Source organism: uncultured Roseobacter sp. (genome assembly GCF_947491795.1).
Taxonomy (GTDB): Bacteria; Pseudomonadota; Alphaproteobacteria; order Rhodobacterales; family Rhodobacteraceae; genus Roseobacter.
Map to the genome: position 1 here is coordinate 199826 of NZ_CANLKW010000005.1, position 18542 is coordinate 218367.

Genomic DNA, 18542 nt, shown 5'->3' on the forward strand with positions numbered 1-18542 from the left:
CCTAATTCCCTGATGGACGTTAACCAATCATGAAAAACCCCCTTTATATCAGCGATCTGCCGCTCATTCTGGCCGGTGGCGGGCCTGTGGGCGCGGATGACTTTGTGGCAACACGCGCTTTTGCACCCGATTGTGTGGCAGCTGACGGGGGTGCCGGGGCGGCGCTGAAGGCCGGGATAATGCCGCAGGCCGTGATCGGCGATATGGATTCGCTGCCCCCCTCGGTGCGCGACCGCCTGCCGTCGGAGCGCATTCATCACATCGCCGAGCAGGACAGCACCGATTTCGACAAGGCCCTGCGCAATGTGTCAGCACCGCTGATCCTGGGGGTTGGCTTTGCCGGGGGGCGTATTGATCACCAGTTGTCCGTTTTTCACACGCTGACGGTGCGCTGTGAAATGCCGGTGCTTCTGCTGGGCGCGGAAGATGTCATTTTTCTGTGCCCGCCGGTGTTCCGGATGGCGGCAGAGCCTGGCCTGCGGGTATCGCTCTTTCCGATGGGGCCGGTGACGGGCCGGTCGCAGGGGCTGGAGTGGCCGATTGACGGGCTGGATTTTGCGCCCGGGCTGCGGTCGGGCACGTCGAACCGGGCGACGGGGGATATTCATCTGGAAATGGATGCGCCGATGATGCTGTGTCTGATGCCGCGCGAGAGCCTCGCCGCTGTCGCTGCTGCGCTGCTCAGGCCTGAAGCGCCCGGGCGGTGGCCCGCTCGCGCAGAACGATATAGAGACCTGCCCCCATCGTTATGACAATGCCCAGGGATGCCAGCGGGTTCGGGAAGTCGCCGAAGACCACAAAGCCGATGACGGTGGCAAAAGGTATCTCGAGGTATTGCATCGGGGCCAGCGTCGCAGAGGGCGCGTAGCGCAGCGACCAGGTCATCAACAGATGCGCCACGGTGCCCAGAACACCGATGCCCAGCAGCAGCGTCCAGTCCATCGAGGAGACGGTCACGAACTGAACCTGCGTCCAGTCAGTGCCCCGGAACATCCAGAACACCGGCAGCATGACGAGAACGGCAATCACACCGCTGACCGCCTGCAGGCCGATGGGGTCGGTTTCTTTGGCGATCTGGCGGGTGACCAGCATGAAAAAGGCGAAATTCACCGCGACCCCCACGGGCAGCAGCGCGGGCCAGCCGACCTGGGCAAAGCTGGGCTGGACCACCATAAGCGTCCCCAGAAAACCCACGGCACAGGCGGCGATACGCCTGCTGCCCACTTCTTCGTTCAGTGCATAGTGACCGAGGATCAGCATGATAAAGGGCATCACAAATGCAATTGCGACGGCATCGGCGAGCGGCAGATATTTGAGGGCCGTGACCATCATTCCGATACCGGCAATGTGCAGCAGGGTGCGCAGAATGGTCAGCAGAAAGACGCGGCGATCCATGCGCCATGCCCGCCCGCTGAGCCAGACAAGCGGGATCAGCAGCACAGCCTGGACCGCAAATCGGACCACCACCAGTTGCCCGACCGGCACCGTCTGACCGAGAATTTTGGCCACGGCATCCCCGACAGGTGCAAGCACGCAAAAGCCGAGCATCAGCATGATGCCGAGAAGAGGACGGTCCAGTGACATTGGCGGATGCTAGGTCGGGGGCCGCTGCTTTGCAAGCGGTGGTTGTGCGCGGTGGCGCGGCGGTTTGGCGAAATACCGCCGGATCAACAGTTTGGCACGTTTACAGCCAGCCCGCCCAGCGATGTTTCCTTGTATTTCTCTGACATGTCCCGACCGGTCTGGCGCATGGTTTCGATACAGGCATCCAGTGGCACGAGGTGCGTGCCATCCCCGCGCAGGGCCAGCGAGGCGGCGGACACGGCCTTGATTGCGCCCAGACCGTTGCGCTCTATACAGGGCACCTGCACCAGGCCTTTGACCGGGTCGCAGGTCATGCCGAGGTGATGCTCCAGAGCAATCTCGGCTGCATTTTCCACCTGGGCCGGTGTGCCGCCCATGACGGCACACAGACCTGCCGCTGCCATGGCCGCTGCAGAACCCACTTCGGCCTGGCACCCCGCCTCGGCCCCCGAAATAGAGGCGTTGTATTTGACCAGGCCACCGATGGCGGCGGCGGTGAGCAGAAAGTCCTCCACATGCGCCTCGGAGGCGCCGGGCACATGATCGAGGTAGTATTTCAGCGTCGCCGGCAACACACCTGCGGCCCCGTTGGTCGGGGCCGTCACGACCTGACCGCCGGCGGCGTTTTCCTCGTTCACGGCCATGGCGTAAACACTCATCCAGTCATTGATGGTATGCGGCGCGGTCAGGTTCATCCCGCGCTCCTCCAGCAGCTTCTGGTGAATGCCCCGGGCGCGGCGTTTCACGTTCAGCCCGCCGGGCAGAATGCCATCGTTTGCCAGACCCCGTTCAATACAGTCATTCATCACCTGCCAGAGACGCCGCGTCCCGCTGCGCAGGTTTTCGTGCCCGATGCGGCTGTCCTCGTTCGCCCGTTTCATCTGGGCAATTGATTTACCTGAGGTTGTGGACATCTGCAGCATTTCGGCCGCGGATTTGAAAGGGAAGGGCACCGGTGCGCCGTCGTCTGTGTCCTTTCCGGCGGCCAGTTCGGCCTCTGTCATCACGAAACCACCGCCGATGGAATAGAAAGTCTCGCGCAGGGTAACATCCCCCTGCGCATCCGTCGCCATCAGGATCATCCCGTTGGCATGGCCCGGCAGCGCGTTGTCATAGTCAAAGACCAGATCGTTGGCGGGGGCAAAGCGCAGCGGTGCCAGCCCCTCCGGTTCGATCATACCGGTGGCGCGGATCTGTGTCAGAACGGCCTCGGCTTTTTCTGCATCATAGGTGTCCGGCACAAATCCGGCGAGACCCAGAATGGTGGCCCGGTCGGTTGCGTGGCCGACGCCGGTAAAGGCGAGACTGCCGTGCAGAGAGGCGCGCAGACCGTGAAATTCGAAAGGAGAGGTGCGCATCATGTCCAGAAAGCGTGCAGCAGCCATCATGGGGCCCATCGTATGGGATGACGAGGGGCCGATACCCACTTTGAACATATCGAATACAGACAAAAACATCTAAAGAGCACTCCCCTCGGGCGGTTCTGGCGCGCGCGGCGCAGTGAACGGGGTGGCGCCCAGACCTTCGGCGGCCTGTGCCGCCCGCGTGCTGGCGCGCCCCTCCAGCCCCTGGGCCATCTGAAAGAGATTGTCAAAGGCTCTGAGATCAAACCAGCTGTGATCCGCGCCGCGTGGATAGAGCGCGCACCAGCGCAGCATCGCGCCGAGATACCAGTCCAGAATGCCCGGCGCTGTGCCCGGGCTGACAACACGGTCCAACAACGTCAGGTGCCGGATGATGGCCTGGCGGGAAAAGGACCGGAGCCTCTCCTGATCCGCAGGCCCGGATCCGATGTACTGGTCGGGGTAGAACAGCCGCCGGAGCTCGGCGTGCAGTGTGTTGGAGGCAAAAAAGAGCCATTTCAGCGCCTCCGCCCGGGCAGGGCTGTCTGGCGCAGGAAACAGGCCGCTGCCGTGCCGGTCGGCGAGCCAGAGCAGAATCGCCGCAGTTTCCGACACCGGCCCGTCCGGTGTTTCCAGCGCGGGGATCAGCCCGGCGGGGTTCACGGCCAGGTAATCCGCTGAGTGCTGCGCGCGTGCTTTCCGGTCGACCAGTTGTGTCCGGTAGGGCAGGCCCAGTTCCTCCAGCACCAGCCGGACCGGCAGGGAGGCATTGTCGGGCGCATAGTGAAGCACATAAGTCTGGGTCATGCCTGTCAGATAGGGTATCTGCACCGGCCCGGGCGCAGCAAAAGCGACCGGTGGCGTCGAAAAACGCATCAATTGCCGGGTGTGCCGGCACAGATGCTCTGAATCATGGCAAATCGGGTCTCGCAAGGCCTGCGCCTGTTGCCTATAAGGCCTGTGACTGCCAGCACCAGGAGCCTGCCCGATGACGTCCGAACTCTCCCTGATCGACAAAGCGAAATTCATTTCTGCAAAACGTGCATCGCAATACGTGGAAAGCGGGATGAAAGTTGGTCTGGGGACGGGTTCCACCGCGGCATGGCTGGTGAAATGCCTGGGCGAGCGGGTCCGGGATGAGGGCCTGCAGATCAAAGGGGTGCCCACATCCACACGTACCGCCGAACTGGCGCGCGAGGTTGGGATCGAGGTCATCACGCTGGATCAGGCGCGCTGGCTGGATCTGACCATCGACGGGGCGGATGAATTTGACAGCGACCTGAACCTGATCAAAGGCGGCGGCGGGGCTCTGCTGCAGGAGAAAATCGTGGCCACGGCCTCGGACCAGATGATCGTCATCGCGGATGCGGGCAAAGAAGTGGGTACACTGGGGGCCTTTCCGCTGCCCATCGAAGTGATCCCTTTCGGTTTGCAGACAACAAAGGCCCTGGTGGAGGAGACGCTGGTTTCCATGGACGTTCTGGGCCGTGACACCACGCTGCGGATGAACGGCGATGCGCCCTTTGTCACGGACGAGGGCAATCACATCCTGGATCTGCACCTGAAACGGATCGGGGACGCGCGCCAACTGGCGCTGGTGATCAACCAGATGCCCGGTGTGGTCGAGAACGGGCTGTTCATCGACATCTGTGACCGTGTGATCATCGGCTTTGGAGATGGCCGTGTGGAAATCCGCGATCTCAGCGAGGGCCGGGTGGCCACAGAGCGTTTCGACTTTGCCGATACAGATAATCTTTTTGCCGATCTTGTGGACTGAGCCTATCACAGATCGGTGACCCTGCTTGCGCCCGTGCGGCGCGGCCCGCAGATAACAAAGCTCCTGCACCTGACAGGTGCCCGGACTGAAACAGACCACAGAAAGGCCCAGCCATGAGCGAATTCGACTATGATCTTTTTGTTATCGGAGGCGGGTCAGGGGGCGTGCGCGCGGCCCGCGTGGCAGCAGGCGAGGCAGACGCAAAGGTCGCTCTGGCAGAGGATGACCGCTATGGCGGCACCTGTGTGATCCGCGGCTGTGTGCCGAAAAAACTGATGGTTTTCGCTTCTGAATACGCCGATGTGGTCGATGACGCGCGTTCTTATGGCTGGGACCTGAAACAGGGGCCTTTTGACTGGTCATCCTTTCAGGGCAGGCTGAACAATGAGCTGGACCGCCTGGAACAGGTCTACCGTAACCTGCTGGCCGGATCGGGTGTAGAGACATTTGACGCCCGGGCCAGCATCGAAGGCCCGCATGAGGTAAAGCTGTCCACCGGTGAGACCAGAACGGCCAAACACATTCTGGTCGCCACCGGCGGCCATCCGGTCCGCCCGGATATTCCTAACGCACATCTGGGTATTGTGTCAGATGACATTTTTCACCTGAAAGAACTGCCGAAATCCATCCTGATTGTCGGCGGCGGTTACATCGCCTGTGAATTTGCCGGGATCATGAACGGGCTGGGCGTGAAGGTGACGCAATACTACCGCGGCGCGCAGATCCTGCGCGGATTTGATGATGAGGCGCGTGGTCTTGTCGCTGAATCCATGCGTGAGCGGGGCATCGACCTGAAAGTGGGCACAAACATCGTGGAAATGGCCCCGGCGGATGCTGATCATTCGCTGTCAGGCGCCGGGACGGCCAGCGATGCGGCGCTGGGTGGCATGGCGCGTGAGCGTGCCGAGACCGCGCACGAACGTGAAGTTGGTCAGACATCCGGGCCAATCTGGGTCAAAGCGACCAATGGCAGCGAGCAGGTCTTTGATGTGGTGCTCTTTGCCACCGGCCGCGATCCGAACACCCGTGACATGGGGCTGGAAGAGGCCGGTGTCAGACTGGGCCGGCGCGGTGAGATCGTGGTGGACGAATACAGCCAGACCGCTGTGCCTTCGATCTACGCCATCGGTGACGTAACTGACCGCGTGAACCTGACACCCGTTGCGATCCGCGAGGGCATGGCCTTTGTGAACACGGTCTTCAAAGGAGAGCCGACAGCTGTGGATCACGAACTGATCCCATCGGCCATTTTTACCCAGCCCGAGATGGGCACGGTGGGGCTGAGCGAGGAAGCCGCACGGGAGCAGGAACCTGTGGAAGTCTACTGCACGTCTTTCCGGCCGATGCAGACGGCTTTTGCCGGACGGCCCGACCGTGTGCTGATGAAGCTGATCGTGTCCCAGGCCACGCGCGTGGTCCTCGGCTGCCATATCGTCGCACCAAATGCAGGCGAGATGATCCAGCTGGCGGGCATCGCCGTGAAAATGGGTGCAACCAAGGAAGATTTCGACCGGACGGTTGCGGTTCACCCGACAATGTCGGAAGAGATCGTGACAATGCGGAACCCGATGCGTACGGCTTGAATTCCGCGCGTTTCGTCGTACCTATGGCATGGATTTATCGCACAGAGGCGGTTGAGGAAGGAAAGAGTATTAATGGCTGGCAATAATGGCGGCCCCTGGGGGGGCGGCGGAAATTCGGGCGGTGACAGACCGAACAACGGATCAGGGGGAAACAACGGCGGAGGCCCGCGCGGACCCCGCAACGACGGCCCGCAGATCCCCGAGATTGATGAGCTGGTCAAAAAAGGTCAGGAACGCCTGCGCGTTCTGATGGGCGGCAAAGGCGGCGACGGCCGCAATGGCGGCGGTGGCGGTGGCCAGGGCGGTGGTGGTCCGGCCCTGACACGCGGCACGGTTGGTCTGATTGCAATCGGTGCTGTCGGCGCCTGGCTGATGGCCAGCTTTTACACAGTCGCACCCGAAGAACAGTCAGTGGAACTGTTCCTTGGTGAATACTCATCCATCGGCAATCCCGGCCTGAACTTTGCGCCATGGCCGCTGGTCACCGCAGAAGTTCTGCCTGTGACGCGTCAGCAAACCGAGGACATCGGGTCACGCACAGACAGCGGTCTGATGCTGACCACGGATGAGAATATCATCGACATTGATTTCCAGGTGGTCTGGAACATCAGCGACCCGGCGAAATATCTGTTTAACCTGGCCGAACCCCAGGAAACCATTCGTGCGGTGTCTGAATCGGCCATGCGCGAGGTCATCGCGCGTAACCAGCTGGCGCCGATCCTGAACAGGGATCGTCAGCTTATCGCCGATGAGGCGCTGGAACTGATCCAGTCGACGCTTGATCAGTATGACAGCGGCGTGAATATTGTTCTGCTCAACCTCGACAAAGCGGACCCGCCGCGTGAGGTGATCGACAGCTTCCGTGAAGTGCAGGCCGCTGAACAGGAGCGTGACCGTCTGGAGCGTCAGGCCGACGCATATGCAAACCGCGTCACCGCCGGTGCGCGTGGTGAGGCCGCCAGCCAGCTTGAGCAGGCCGAAGCCTACCGCGCCCAACAGGTCAACGAGGCCCAGGGTGAAGCCGCGCGCTTTACATCGGTGCTTGAGGAATACTCCAAAGCGCCTGAAGTCACCCGGAAACGTCTCTATCTGGAGACGATGGAGCGGGTTCTCGGCGATGTCGACAAAATCATTCTTGAAGGCGATGCCGGCGGGACTGGCGGGCAGGGTGTCGTTCCCTATCTGCCGCTCAACGAACTGCGCCGCAATTCCGGAGGTACAAACTGATGCGTGCCACGAACTTTCTTATCCCGATTGCCGTGATCGCCGCTGTTGGCGTTCTGAGTTCGGTCTTCATCGTAGACGAACGTGAAAAAGCGCTGGTTTTGCAGTTTGGTCAGATCAAATCCGTCAAGGAAGACCCCGGCCTTGCGTTCAAAATCCCGTTTATTCAGGAAGTTGTGCGCTATGACGACCGTATTCAGGCGCTGGATACCGACGTCACCGAGGTGACGCCCTCAGATGATCGTCGTCTGGTTGTCGATGCCTTCGCGCGGTACCGTATTTCTGATGTGATTCAGTTCCGCGAGGCGGTTGGTGTCAACGGTCTGCGCGGTGCAGAAGACCGTCTGGAACGCATTCTCAACCCTGTTATCCGCGAGGTTCTGGGTTCGGACGGCGTGACGTCAAACACCATCCTGTCCGCAGACCGGGCCGACCTGATGGCCAGGATCACCGCACAGGCGCGCCAGCGTGCCCTGCCGCTGGGTCTTGAGGTGGTCGACGTGCGTCTCAAACAGACCAACCTGCCGGAACAGAACCTTGATGCGACCTTTGCGCGGATGCGGGCTGAACGGGAACGTGAGGCAGCAGACGAGATCGCACGCGGTGAGGAAGCAGCCCAGCGTGTGCGCGCTCTGGCCGACAGGACGGTGGTCGAGCTGACATCTGATGCAACGCGCGAAGCTGACATTATCCGCGGTCAGGCAGATGCGGAACGTAACGCAATCTTTGCGGGTGCCTTTGGCGCGGATCCGGAATTCTTTGAATTTTATCGTTCGCTGACGGCCTATGAGCGCTCGCTCAAGGGCTCGAACTCGACGATGGTGCTGTCACCGGATTCGGAGTTCTTCAACTATCTGCGATCTGATCAGGGTGCCCGTTCCGAAGAGGGCGAGCGGTGAGCATCCTCCTTCTGGCTCTCGGGCTGGTGATGATTATCGAGGGGCTGGCCTATGCGCTGGCCCCTTCGCTTGTGGAGCGTATGCTGGAAATTCTGCGCTCTTTGCCCGAGGCGGCGGTGCGCCAGATCGGCTGGCTGGTCGTTGTGTCCGGCGCCATTCTGGTCTGGCTGGCGTTCCATCTGGGCGTCTGACCCGGCCTTGCCTGCGCACGGTGCGTAAATACTTGGGTAACCAGTTCACACTTTGGTAACGCATAGTTGAAACACTGCGGACATGACCCATCTTGGTTGTTGCAACCATGTCACCCTACATGCACTGTTGTCCCCGTTGCCGGGACCTGTGCAAATGAGGCCCGTGCGGCCGGAAAAGAGAGCGAGGAGGCAAAGCATGCAGCCCAAGGCGGTATCTCAGTCCACATTCATAACTTCATACATGCAGGCACGCGTTCTGGTGCTGGCGGTTCTGACGCTGGCATTTATGCTGCTGCACCCGCTGATGGCGGCGGCCCAGCAGGCAAGTCTTGCGCCGCTGGCCGAAAAGATCAGCCCGTCCGTCGTGAACATCACCACATCGACGGTCGTATCACGGCGCACAGGGCCCCAGGGCATCGTGCCCGAAGGATCGCCCTTTGAGGATTTTTTCCGCGACCGCGGCGATGACGGGGACAACCCGCGCCGGTCCTCTGCTCTGGGCTCCGGTTTTGTGATCTCTGAAGACGGGTACGTGGTCACGAACAACCACGTGATCGAAGGTGCGGACGAAATCCTGATCGAATTCTTCAACGGCGAGGAACTTGTCGCAGAGGTGATCGGCACGGACCCCAACACCGATATCGCCCTGCTGAAAGTCGAGGCCGACGAGGCGCTGCCGTTTGTCTCCTTTGGCGACAGTGACACCGCCCGTGTGGGAGACTGGGTGATTGCCATGGGCAACCCGCTGGGGCAGGGCTTTTCTGTTTCGGCCGGGATCGTCTCTGCGCGCAACAGGGCGCTCAGCGGCACATATGACGACTACATTCAGACCGATGCGGCGATCAACCGCGGCAACTCCGGTGGCCCGCTCTTTAACATGGACGGCGCAGTGATCGGTGTGAACACGGCTATTCTGTCGCCCAATGGTGGCTCTATCGGCATCGGTTTTTCCATGGCATCCAATGTTGTGACCCGCGTTGTGGACCAGCTCAAAGAGTTCGGTGAAACGCGTCGCGGCTGGCTGGGTGTGCGCATTCAGGACGTGACGGAGGATGTGGCCGAAGCGATCGGGCTCGAGGTAGCTGCCGGTGCACTGGTGACAGATGTGCCCGAGGGCCCCGCGCGCGAGGCAGGTATGGAAGCCGGTGATGTGATCATCAGCTTTGCCGGTGAGGAAGTCGCGGATACGCGTGAACTGGTGCGCCGTGTCGGGAACAGCCCGGTGGGCGAAACCGTGCGCGTCACAGTTATGCGCGACGGAAAATCCAAAGTGCTGCGCGTTACACTGGGTCGCCGCGAAGAGGCCGAAGGTGCCGTTCCGGCTGTCGCCCAGGCCCCTGAAGAAGAGGAACCGGTCAGCACAGAGATGCTGGGTCTGACCCTGACGGTGATCAACGACGAACTGCGCGAAGAGCTGGGTGTGCCTGAAGGCGTATCGGGTCTTGCTGTGACAGAGGTGGATGAGGCATCCGAAGCCTTTGAGAAAGGCCTGCGCCCCGGAGATGTGATTGTCGAGGCAGGGCAGAACAAGATCGGCACTGTGGCCGAGCTGAAAGAGCGCGTGGAAGCCGCGCGCGAAGCGGGCCGGAAGTCATTGCTGCTGCTGGTGCGGCGGGCCGGCGATCCGCGTTTCGTGGCTCTTTCGCTGGCCGAGGCTGAATAACAGCCAGCTTTCTTCATGTGACAGAGGCGCTCCCGAAAGGGGGCGCCTTTTTTACGTGGTCTGCAGCATGTGATGCGCCTGCTGGCACGCCCTTTTGGGCCTGCGCAGCAGTCAGTCCCGGTCTGTGTCCCGGTGGAGCGCAGGCCGTACGCGGGGTGTCGGCGTCATCTCTGCGCGGTATCACGGGCCATTTTTCTGATGGTCTGTCGCCGGAAGAGGGATGCGGTCTGCGATGTTCCCAGGCCACCCGCTGTACCCGGCGCGCTGGGTTTCAGGCGGGGGCGACAAGCGTGTCGAGCAGCGCAGAAATGTCTTCGATCTGTTCGGCCAGCACATGGGTTACCGAGTGGGCGCGTTGCAGACGGCCGGTGACACGCAGCATCCGACCTGCCACCACAGCCCTGCGGAAACGTTCGTAGACATGCCGCCAGACGATGATGTTGACCACGCCGGTTTCGTCCTCGAGGGTCAGAAAGATCACCCCCTTTGCCGTCCCGGGACGCTGGCGCAGAATAACCAGGCCCGCCACGGTGATCCTGGCATTGAGCGGCGGCTCATTCAGCCGGGCAGCCGTCAGACAAGAGGGCGGGCGGGGCCATCTGTCTGTCCGTGTGCCGCGGTGGGCCGGCGGATAAGAGGGAATGATCTGCATGAGAACATATATAGAACATCTGAGCGGCAGCGCAAACGTGATCATTCGGTCTCGCAAAACGGGCTGGCGCGTCTTATATCGCCCCGGTAGACATGTCCGAAGACACATAAAAGGGGGCCCGGAGACGTGGCAAAGATCACCTATATCGAACACGGCGGCAAAGAGCATGTTGTTGAGGTCGCCAATGGGCTGACTGTTATGGAAGGCGCGCGGGATAACAATATTCCGGGGATCGAGGCCGACTGTGGCGGTGCCTGTGCCTGCTCGACCTGCCACGTTTATGTGGATCCGTCCTGGACCGACAAGCTGCCGGCCAAGGAAGACATGGAAGAAGACATGCTGGATTTCGCCTATGAACCCGATCCGGCGCGCTCCCGTCTGACCTGCCAGCTCAAGGTGACAGACGCACTGGACGGCCTGGTAGTCCAGATGCCAGAAAAACAGATCTGATGATCACAGGGGCGCGGCGTCTGCTGTCCCGCGTGCCGCACCCATCTGCGCGCCGCGCGCTGCTGATGCTGTGTCTGTGGCTGGCGGGGCCTGTTGCAGCCTCCGGGATTACGGACGCTGTCTATACAGGGCCGACCAGTGATTATCCGCATGGGGTCCTCGGCGACAGCATAGAATGGCAGACCCTCGAGGTTTCGTCCGTCACCACGGATGGCCGCACCCTGTCCCATGTGATCACGGCACCCACAGGACGGGTTTTCGAAGATATCGCCCCGCGCCTCTGGGACATTACCGGCGACGGTGCGCCAGAGGTTGTTACCGTTGAAAGCGACGCGGCTCTGGGCGCGCGTCTTGTGATCTATGGTCTCCAAGGGGCCGAGCTGAAAGAACTGGCTGCGACACCGAACATCGGTACACGGTTTCGCTGGCTGGCGCCTGTCGGTGCTGCAGATTTGGACGGTGACGGGCATATCGAGATCGCCTTTGTCGACCGGCCACACCTGGCAAAAACCCTGCGGATCTGGCGCTGGCAGGATGGCGCTTTTCAGCAGGTTGCTGCAATCGCCGGATACAGCAATCACCGGATTGGCGAGGATTTCATCTCGGGCGGACTGCGCGATTGCGGTGCGGGGCCTGAAATGGTGCTGGCCACTGCCAACTGGTCCGGGCTGGTTGCGCTGCGCTGGGATGGCGATGGGTTTATGTCTGACCCAATGGAACACGGAACCGCGCCGAACGCCTTTGAAAATGCTCTGTCGTGCCGGTAGCGCGCGCTGTACTGGTGGCACTGGTGCTGCTGGTGGCGCTGCCGGCCACGGCGCAGGATCGTCTGTCCGCCGACGATTTTCTGGACAGGGTCACCGGACGCACGGCGACCTTTGTGATGTATTACAGCGGGAACCTTGTTGGTGTGGAGCAGTTTCTGCGTCGCGACAGGACAGTCTGGGCACGTTCCGACGGCAGTTGCGCCTATGGAACGGTCTTTGTGCGGGAGGGGCAGGTGTGCTTTTCCTATGACGATGAGCGGCCGCCGAAGTCACATTGCTGGGTACCTTTTGAGGTCGACGACACACTGGTGGTCGCGGCCCCGGATGGCAGCGAGTTCCAGCGCATTGATGTTCTGAACGATGATCGCGTTGTGTGCGAGCCGCCGCCCACTTCCTGATCCGCACGCGAACCGAGCAGGCTCAGAGCGCCCGCCAGCCGATATCGCGACGACAAAACCCTTCAGGCCAGTCAATACTGTCGACCATACCGTAGGCCGTGGCCTGCGCCTCTTTCAGCGTATCCGCCCGGGCTGTCACGGCCAGAACGCGCCCGCCCTGTGCTGTAAACTGCCCCGCATCGCGCCCCGTTCCGGCGTGAAACACCATCCTCCGGCTATCTTCGGGCAGCCCGTCCAGGCCACGGATCACGGAGCCTTTCTCATAGGCTCCCGGGTACCCTGAGGCGGCAAGCACGACGGTCAGGGCATGGTCATCGGCCCAGTTCACATTCATTTCGCTCAGGCGCCTCTCTGCCGTGGCGTGCATCAGATCCAGCGCCTGAGCCCCCAGGCGCATCATCAGCGCCTGGCATTCCGGGTCGCCGAAGCGCACATTGTATTCGACCAGCCGGGGCGCGCCGTTTTCGATCATCAGCCCGACAAAGAGCACACCCTGATAAGGGCTGCCGCGCCGGGCCATCTCGGCCATTGTGGGGCGCACGATCCGGTCCAGCGTGGCGGTGACAACCGCGTCATCCATCACAGGTGCAGGCGAATAGGCACCCATACCGCCAGTATTGGGCCCGGTATCGCCTTCGCCGACGCGTTTGTGGTCCTGAGCGGTACCAATGGGCAGCACATTTTCACCGTCACACAGCACAAAGAATGAGGCTTCTTCGCCGTCCATGAACTCCTCGACCACCACCTCTGCTCCGGCAGCACCAAACGCGCCGTCGAACATATCATCGACGGCCGCAAGTGCCTCCCGGGTCGTCTGGGCGATGATCACGCCTTTGCCCGCGGCCAGCCCGTCCGCCTTGATCACAATCGGCGCTCCCTGTGCCTCGACATAGGCGCGTGCACTTGCTGCATCGGTAAAGTGACCATAGGCGGCGGTCGGTGCGCCGGCCGCATCGCAGATCTCTTTGGTAAAGGATTTCGAGGCCTCCAGCCGCGCGGCTGCTGCATCCGGGCCAAAGACGAGCAGACCCGCTGCACGCAGCCGGTCGGCGACACCGGCCACCAGGGGCGCTTCGGGGCCGATAATCACAAAGTCGATCGCGTTTTCCTCGGCAAAGGTCACCACAGCGCCGCCGTCCCCGATATTGAGGGCGGCACATTCCGCAATACCTGCAATGCCTGCATTGCCCGGTGCCACGATCAGGCGGTCGCATTTCGGGTTCTGCATCACCGCCCAGGCCAGTGCATGTTCACGTCCGCCGCTGCCAAGGATAAGAATGTTCATGGGGCGCTCCTGATCTGCATGGTCATCCGCTTTGCGGCGTTCTAAGCTGCGCCCGAGCAAACGACAACACCAGAGCAGCAATGGACCTGATCGACAACCCGGCCCCGGGATCAAACACACCTGAATTCACCGTCTCCGAGATCGGCGGTGCGGTCAAAAAGCTCGTGGAGAGTGAGTTGGGATGGGTCCGGGTGCGCGGCGAGGTCGGGCGCGTGGTCCTGGCCCGTTCCGGACATCTGTATTTTGACCTCAAGGATGATCGCTCTGTGCTGTCGTGCATGACCTGGAAAGGCCAGGTGCCGGGACTGGGCATGATGCCCGAGGAAGGGATGGAGGTCGTCGCCGAGGGCAAGATGACCGCCTCTGGTTTCCAGTCCAAATACGGTCTTAATACCCAGCGTCTGGCCGTGGCGGGCGAAGGTGCGCTGATGGCGATGCTGGAAAAGCGCAAGAAAGCTCTGGCCGCAGAGGGGCTGTTTGATGCCGCGCGCAAGAAAAGCCTGCCGTATCTGCCGGATGTGATCGGCGTTGTGACGTCACTGCAGGGCGCGGTGATCCGCGATATTCTGCACCGTCTGCGCGACCGGTTCCCGCGCAAGGTGCTGATCTGGCCGGTGGCCGTACAGGGAGAGAGATGCGCGCCCGAAGTGGCCCGCGCGGTGGCCGGGTTCAACGCTCTGTCGCCCGGCGGGGCAATGCCGCGTCCTGATCTGCTGATCGTCGCGCGGGGCGGCGGCTCGGTCGAGGATCTGTGGGGATTCAACGAGGAGATTGTCGCGAGGGCCGTCGCAGCCTCTGATATCCCGCTCATTTCCGCCGTGGGGCATGAGACGGACACCACCCTGATTGATTTTGTTTCCGATCACCGCGCACCGACGCCGACAGCGGCTGCGGAACTGGCCGTGCCGGTGCGCCATGAACTGATGGCCTGGCTGGACGGTCAGGACGCCCGGATGCGGCAGGCGCTGAGCAACGGTCTGACCCGGCGCGGTCAGCGGCTGCGGGATCTGGAGCGCGCGCTGCCCCGGCCGGACAGCCTGCTCGACAGCCCCCGCCAGCGGCTGGATACGCGGGCCGCGCGTCTGGGGCCTGCCCTGATGACTGGTGTGCAGCAGCGCAAGGTGCGTCTGGCGGATATCAGCGGTTCTCTGCGTCCGGCGACGCTGACACGGGCGGTTGCGGGGGATCAGCGGCGGCTCGGCGAACGTGCGGTGCGTCTGGGGCCCGCGCTGCTCCGCGCCATAGGCGTCAAGGACGAGCGCCTGAAAGCTCAGCTGCGCCGGTTCCGGCCTGACACACTGGCCCGGGAAACGCAGGAGCGCCGCAGGCAGCTGAACATCGTTTCCCGCCGCCTTTCCGAAGCCGGTCAGCGCCAGACTGCGGCATGGCAGAGCAGGATTGACGCGGCAGAACGCTTGCGGCGCACGCTGGGCTATGAGGCCACGCTGGAGCGCGGTTTCGCGGTGGTCCGCAGCGCAGGTGTTGTCATCACAGACAGTGCATCAGCAAAGAAAGCCGAACGCCTGGAGATCCAGTTTGCCGATGGCCGCGCAACCGTTGGCGGACAGTCTGCGAAACCCGCAGCCCGTAAAACGCCGGGGAAAAAACCACCCGAACAGGGCTCGCTCTTTTAGCGTCAGACGCCCACGTCCGGGCCGAGGCAGATCATTTCTTCGTTCAGATCCGTTGCCTCATAAAGCTCGGTTCCACCCGGCATATTGCGAAAGCTGGCAATCAGGCCCTGACCGTTCTGGCGGAACGTCCAGCACTGGGGATCGGGGTTGTCCTCGTAGACAAAACAGATCTGGCCTGCTTCCTCGTACCAGACGCCTTCCTTGCATTCACCGTCCAGAAAGGACCAGCGCACACGGCGGTTGTCCATGTAAACCTCTGCGCCATAGGTCGCGCCATTCTCGCCGTAAAACAGCGTTTTGCCGCGTGTGTAATCATCAAAGGCCTCGGCATTCATGTTGCCTTCGGCGGCGAGTCCAGGGCCTGTGCAAAGCGCGCAGACCAGCAGCAGGGCAAGGGGGTTTTTCATCATCATCACCTTTCACATTTACAAAAGAACGGCCTGTGTCCACCCGGCAGCTGCTGACACGGACAGGCCTGAACGGTCGGCTGCATAGACAGCCGGTGCCACAGTGACCAGGCCGCTTCCGGCCCGGACACCGCCCGGGGCCGCACCAGCTGGCAGGCGGGTCAGGCAGAACAGACAGGAGGCGGTTGTTGGTTTCATGTTAACTGTCTGTTTACCTCTTCCGGTTGCCGGCTCCAAGCGCGCAGCGAGGGTGCGGTTAATGACAGAAGTTTCGGATCGGACACGGGAGTGTCGTTTCTGGCCGCATTGCACAGGTGGTTTGGCGCTATTTTTGGGCCAGCCGGGCTGATAGTCTTGGCACTGAACGACATCACAAACCGCTGCCGCAAATGATGCGCAGCACCCGGAGAAAACGCCGATGGCACTGGACAATGCAGATAAAACCCCGCGCAAAGGCGTTTGGAAATCGGGCAAGGGCAAAGGCCGGCACCATACCAAAGGGCGCCAGCTGCAGGATGATGCATGGGAAGTCGTCCGTGCTCTGCTGGGCGACGCGCCGCGTCGTGCTGACCTGCTGATCGAACATCTGCACAAAATCCAGGATGCCTATGGGCATCTTTCTGCCGCCCATCTGCGTGCACTTGCCGAAGAAATGCGCATGTCCATGGCCGAGGTCTACGAGGTGGCGACATTTTATGCCCATTTCGATGTCGTCAAAGAAGGCGAAACGCCACCTCCTGCGCTGACCATCCGCGTCTGCGATTCGCTGTCATGTGAGCTGGCCGGTGCGCAGCAGCTCAGGGCCGCGCTCGAAGAAGGGCTGGATCCGGCAGAGGTACGCGTTCTTCGCGCGCCCTGCATGGGCCGTTGTGACACAGCGCCGGTGCTGGAACTGGGGCACGCCCATATCGATCACGCCACGCCCGAAAAAGTGCAAGTGGCGATTGCTGCCGGTGACACGCATGCGCACATCCCCGAGTATCAGGACTTTTCCGCCTATGTGGCCGACGGTGGATACGCCGCACTGAAGTCCCTGCGGGAAAGCGGCGACTGGGAAGCAGTGCAGGAACAGGTTCTGGCCTCAGGTTTGCGGGGCCTTGGCGGTGCCGGTTTTCCCTCGGGCAAAAAGTGGGGCTTTGTGCGTGCTAACGCAGGCCCGCGCTATCTGGCCGTGAATGGTGACGAGGGCGAGCCGGGGACCTTCAAAGACCGCTACTATCTGGAGCGTGTGCCGCATCTCTTTCTGGAAGGCATGCTGATTGCAGCCTGGGCCGTGGAGGCAGAAACCGCCTTTATCTATATGCGCGACGAATACCCCGCCGTGCTGGAAATTCTCGCCCGCGAAATTCGCGCGCTGGAAGAAGCAGGCATCGTCACACCCGGCTACATCGATCTGCGGCGGGGCGCAGGTGCGTATATCTGCGGCGAAGAAAGCGCGATGATCGAAAGCATCGAAGGCAAACGCGGCATGCCCCGCCACCGCCCGCCCTTTGTGGCACAGGTCGGTGTTTTTGGCCGTCCGACACTGGTCCACAATGTTGAAACGCTGCACTGGGTCGCGCGGATCTGCCGTGAGGGCCCCGAAGTTTTGTCCTCGGTTGAAAAGAACGGGCGCAAGGGCCTGCGCAGCTATTCGGTTTCGGGGCGTGTGGCAAACCCGGGTGTGCACCTTCTGCCCGCAGGTTCGACAATTACCGATATCATTGAGGCAGCGGGCGGAATGGCAGAAGGCCACGCCTTCAAGGCCTATCAGCCGGGCGGCCCGTCATCCGGTATCCTGCCCGCATCAATCTGCGATGTGCCGCTTGATTTCGACACGCTTCAGCCATTGGGGTCGTTCATCGGCTCTGCGGCTGTTGTGGTGCTGTCGGATCAGGACAGCGCGCGGGGCGCAGCGCTCAATATGCTGCGGTTCTTTGAGGATGAAAGCTGTGGTCAGTGCACGCCCTGCCGCGTGGGCTGCGAAAAGGCGGTAAAACTGATGCAGGCGGATCAGTGGGATCAGGGCCTGCTCGAAGAGCTGAGCACGGCGATGGTCGATGCGTCGATCTGCGGGCTGGGTCAGGCGGCACCAAATCCGATCCGCATGGTCATCAAACATTTCCCTGACGAAATCTGATACCCGCAGCGGGCCTTTTACTCCGGTGCAATTCCCCTTAGATGGGAGGTGCTGCAAATTTACGGGGCGGGGCCGCTGCTATGGCGTTTTTCAAGAAACTCAAGGACCGGCTGTTCAAGTCGTCGTCAAAGATCGACGAGGGGCTGGAAGCCATTGTGGAGGACGGTGGCGTCGAGGAAACGCTTGCGCCCGAACCCTCGGCGACAGCGCAACCCGTACCGAAGGGATCCGGGGTTTCTTCGGAGACTTTACCGGGCCCGGAGCTGGAACCGGAGCCCGGCCTGAGTTCCGAAGAAGAAGCGCCGGAACCTTCTTCGGGCGAAATCCTGGCGACAGACGAGGTTCTTCAGTCTCCTGAGAAGGCGCCGGATCTGATTCCGGAAGCGGTCGGGTCCGATACCGGCTCTGAAACTTTGTCCGCGACAGACCCGACAGAACCCGGCCCGCAAGTACTTGACACGGGGGCGGATCCGGAAGTCCTTCAACCCGAACCCGAACCCGAACCCGAACCCGAACCCGAACCCGAACCCGAACCCGAACCCGAACCCGAACCCGAACCCGAACCC

The 18542-nt window shown here is 61.8% G+C and carries 19 protein-coding genes and 1 pseudogene; 13 read left to right on the forward strand and 7 right to left on the reverse strand.

Annotated features, from left to right (window positions below):
* The first annotated feature begins 29 nt into the window (after positions 1-29).
* A complete protein-coding gene (locus tag Q1A34_RS18900) occupies positions 30-752 on the forward strand; it encodes a thiamine diphosphokinase (protein WP_300038141.1) in 723 nt (240 codons plus the stop codon).
* Here the strand turns inward: Q1A34_RS18900 and Q1A34_RS18905 are convergent.
* The 3 genes from Q1A34_RS18905 to Q1A34_RS18915 all read right to left on the reverse strand — a co-directional run bounded on the left by Q1A34_RS18905 (position 682) and on the right by Q1A34_RS18915 (position 3734).
* Complete coding sequence (locus tag Q1A34_RS18905) at positions 682-1584, reverse strand: DMT family transporter (RefSeq protein WP_300038144.1); 903 nt, start codon at positions 1582-1584, stop codon at positions 682-684. The genes Q1A34_RS18900 and Q1A34_RS18905 overlap by 71 nt on opposite strands.
* Positions 1585-1667: 83 nt before the next feature.
* A complete protein-coding gene (locus Q1A34_RS18910) occupies positions 1668-3041 on the reverse strand; it encodes an L-serine ammonia-lyase (RefSeq protein WP_300038147.1) in 1374 nt (457 codons plus the stop codon).
* Entirely contained in the window at positions 3042-3734 is a 693-nt protein-coding gene (locus Q1A34_RS18915; protein ID WP_300038221.1) for a glutathione S-transferase, read from the reverse strand.
* Between the two features lie 181 nt (positions 3735-3915).
* On the opposite strand from Q1A34_RS18915, the gene rpiA reads away from it, so the two are divergent.
* From rpiA to Q1A34_RS18945, 6 genes are all read left to right on the forward strand, one after another.
* A complete protein-coding gene (rpiA, locus tag Q1A34_RS18920) occupies positions 3916-4704 on the forward strand; it encodes a ribose-5-phosphate isomerase RpiA (protein ID WP_300038150.1) in 789 nt (262 codons plus the stop codon).
* A 113-nt stretch (positions 4705-4817) separates the two neighbouring features.
* The gene (locus Q1A34_RS18925; protein WP_300038153.1) at positions 4818-6287 is read left to right on the forward strand and encodes an FAD-dependent oxidoreductase; all 1470 of its coding nucleotides are present in this window, start codon (positions 4818-4820) and stop codon (positions 6285-6287) included.
* 72 nt (positions 6288-6359) lie between these two features.
* Positions 6360-7514, forward strand: coding sequence for an FtsH protease activity modulator HflK (hflK, locus tag Q1A34_RS18930; protein ID WP_300038156.1), 1155 nt, complete (start codon positions 6360-6362; stop codon positions 7512-7514).
* Positions 7514-8410, forward strand: a complete 897-nt coding sequence (locus Q1A34_RS18935) for a protease modulator HflC (RefSeq protein WP_300038159.1) — start codon at positions 7514-7516, stop codon at positions 8408-8410. The genes hflK and Q1A34_RS18935 overlap by 1 nt, the downstream gene beginning before the upstream one ends.
* Positions 8407-8601, forward strand: a complete 195-nt coding sequence (locus Q1A34_RS18940; RefSeq protein WP_300038162.1) for a DUF2065 domain-containing protein — start codon at positions 8407-8409, stop codon at positions 8599-8601. Before Q1A34_RS18935 ends, Q1A34_RS18940 begins: the two co-directional genes overlap by 4 nt.
* Positions 8602-8797: 196 nt before the next feature.
* Positions 8798-10264 carry a DegQ family serine endoprotease gene (locus Q1A34_RS18945; RefSeq protein ID WP_300038165.1) on the forward strand — a complete coding sequence of 489 codons (1467 nt, stop codon included), beginning with the start codon at positions 8798-8800 and terminating at the stop codon, positions 10262-10264.
* Between the two features lie 271 nt (positions 10265-10535).
* On the opposite strand, the gene Q1A34_RS18950 is transcribed toward Q1A34_RS18945, so the two are convergent.
* Positions 10536-10916 carry an OB-fold nucleic acid binding domain-containing protein gene (locus Q1A34_RS18950; RefSeq protein WP_300038168.1) on the reverse strand — a complete coding sequence of 127 codons (381 nt, stop codon included), beginning with the start codon at positions 10914-10916 and terminating at the stop codon, positions 10536-10538.
* 126 nt (positions 10917-11042) lie between these two features.
* Between Q1A34_RS18950 and Q1A34_RS18955 the strand changes: the two genes are divergently transcribed.
* The 3 genes from Q1A34_RS18955 to Q1A34_RS18965 are packed head-to-tail and all read left to right on the forward strand — an operon-like array spanning position 11043 to position 12531.
* The gene (locus Q1A34_RS18955; protein ID WP_300038172.1) at positions 11043-11366 is read left to right on the forward strand and encodes a 2Fe-2S iron-sulfur cluster-binding protein; all 324 of its coding nucleotides are present in this window, start codon (positions 11043-11045) and stop codon (positions 11364-11366) included.
* Positions 11366-12133, forward strand: coding sequence for a VCBS repeat-containing protein (locus Q1A34_RS18960; protein WP_300038175.1), 768 nt, complete (start codon positions 11366-11368; stop codon positions 12131-12133). The genes Q1A34_RS18955 and Q1A34_RS18960 overlap by 1 nt, the downstream gene beginning before the upstream one ends.
* Positions 12124-12531, forward strand: a complete 408-nt coding sequence (locus Q1A34_RS18965) for a hypothetical protein (protein ID WP_300038178.1) — start codon at positions 12124-12126, stop codon at positions 12529-12531. The genes Q1A34_RS18960 and Q1A34_RS18965 overlap by 10 nt, the downstream gene beginning before the upstream one ends.
* A gap of 22 nt (positions 12532-12553) precedes the next feature.
* Here the strand turns inward: Q1A34_RS18965 and purD are convergent, their stop codons facing one another.
* Positions 12554-13816 (reverse strand): phosphoribosylamine--glycine ligase, encoded by a 1263-nt coding sequence (gene purD, locus Q1A34_RS18970; protein WP_300038181.1) that lies wholly within the window; start codon positions 13814-13816, stop codon positions 12554-12556.
* Positions 13817-13896: 80 nt separating this feature from the next.
* Here purD and xseA point away from each other — a divergent pair, with 80 nt between their 5' ends.
* A complete protein-coding gene (gene xseA, locus Q1A34_RS18975; protein WP_300038184.1) occupies positions 13897-15450 on the forward strand; it encodes an exodeoxyribonuclease VII large subunit in 1554 nt (517 codons plus the stop codon).
* Positions 15451-15452: 2 nt separating this feature from the next.
* Here xseA and Q1A34_RS18980 read toward each other — a convergent pair whose 3' ends face one another.
* Positions 15453-15860, reverse strand: a complete 408-nt coding sequence (locus Q1A34_RS18980) for a hypothetical protein (protein WP_300038225.1) — start codon at positions 15858-15860, stop codon at positions 15453-15455.
* 15 nt (positions 15861-15875) lie between these two features.
* Positions 15876-16055, reverse strand: a complete 180-nt coding sequence (locus Q1A34_RS18985) for a hypothetical protein (RefSeq protein WP_300038187.1) — start codon at positions 16053-16055, stop codon at positions 15876-15878.
* A gap of 220 nt (positions 16056-16275) precedes the next feature.
* On the opposite strand from Q1A34_RS18985, the gene Q1A34_RS18990 reads away from it, so the two are divergent.
* Both Q1A34_RS18990 and Q1A34_RS18995 read left to right on the forward strand, forming a co-directional pair.
* Positions 16276-17976: an NAD(P)H-dependent oxidoreductase subunit E gene (locus Q1A34_RS18990; protein ID WP_300038190.1), complete on the forward strand. Its 1701-nt coding sequence runs from the start codon at positions 16276-16278 to the stop codon at positions 17974-17976.
* Positions 17977-18056: 80 nt separating this feature from the next.
* Positions 18057-18542 (forward strand): annotated as a pseudogene (locus tag Q1A34_RS18995) (signal recognition particle-docking protein FtsY); the annotation flags it as partial.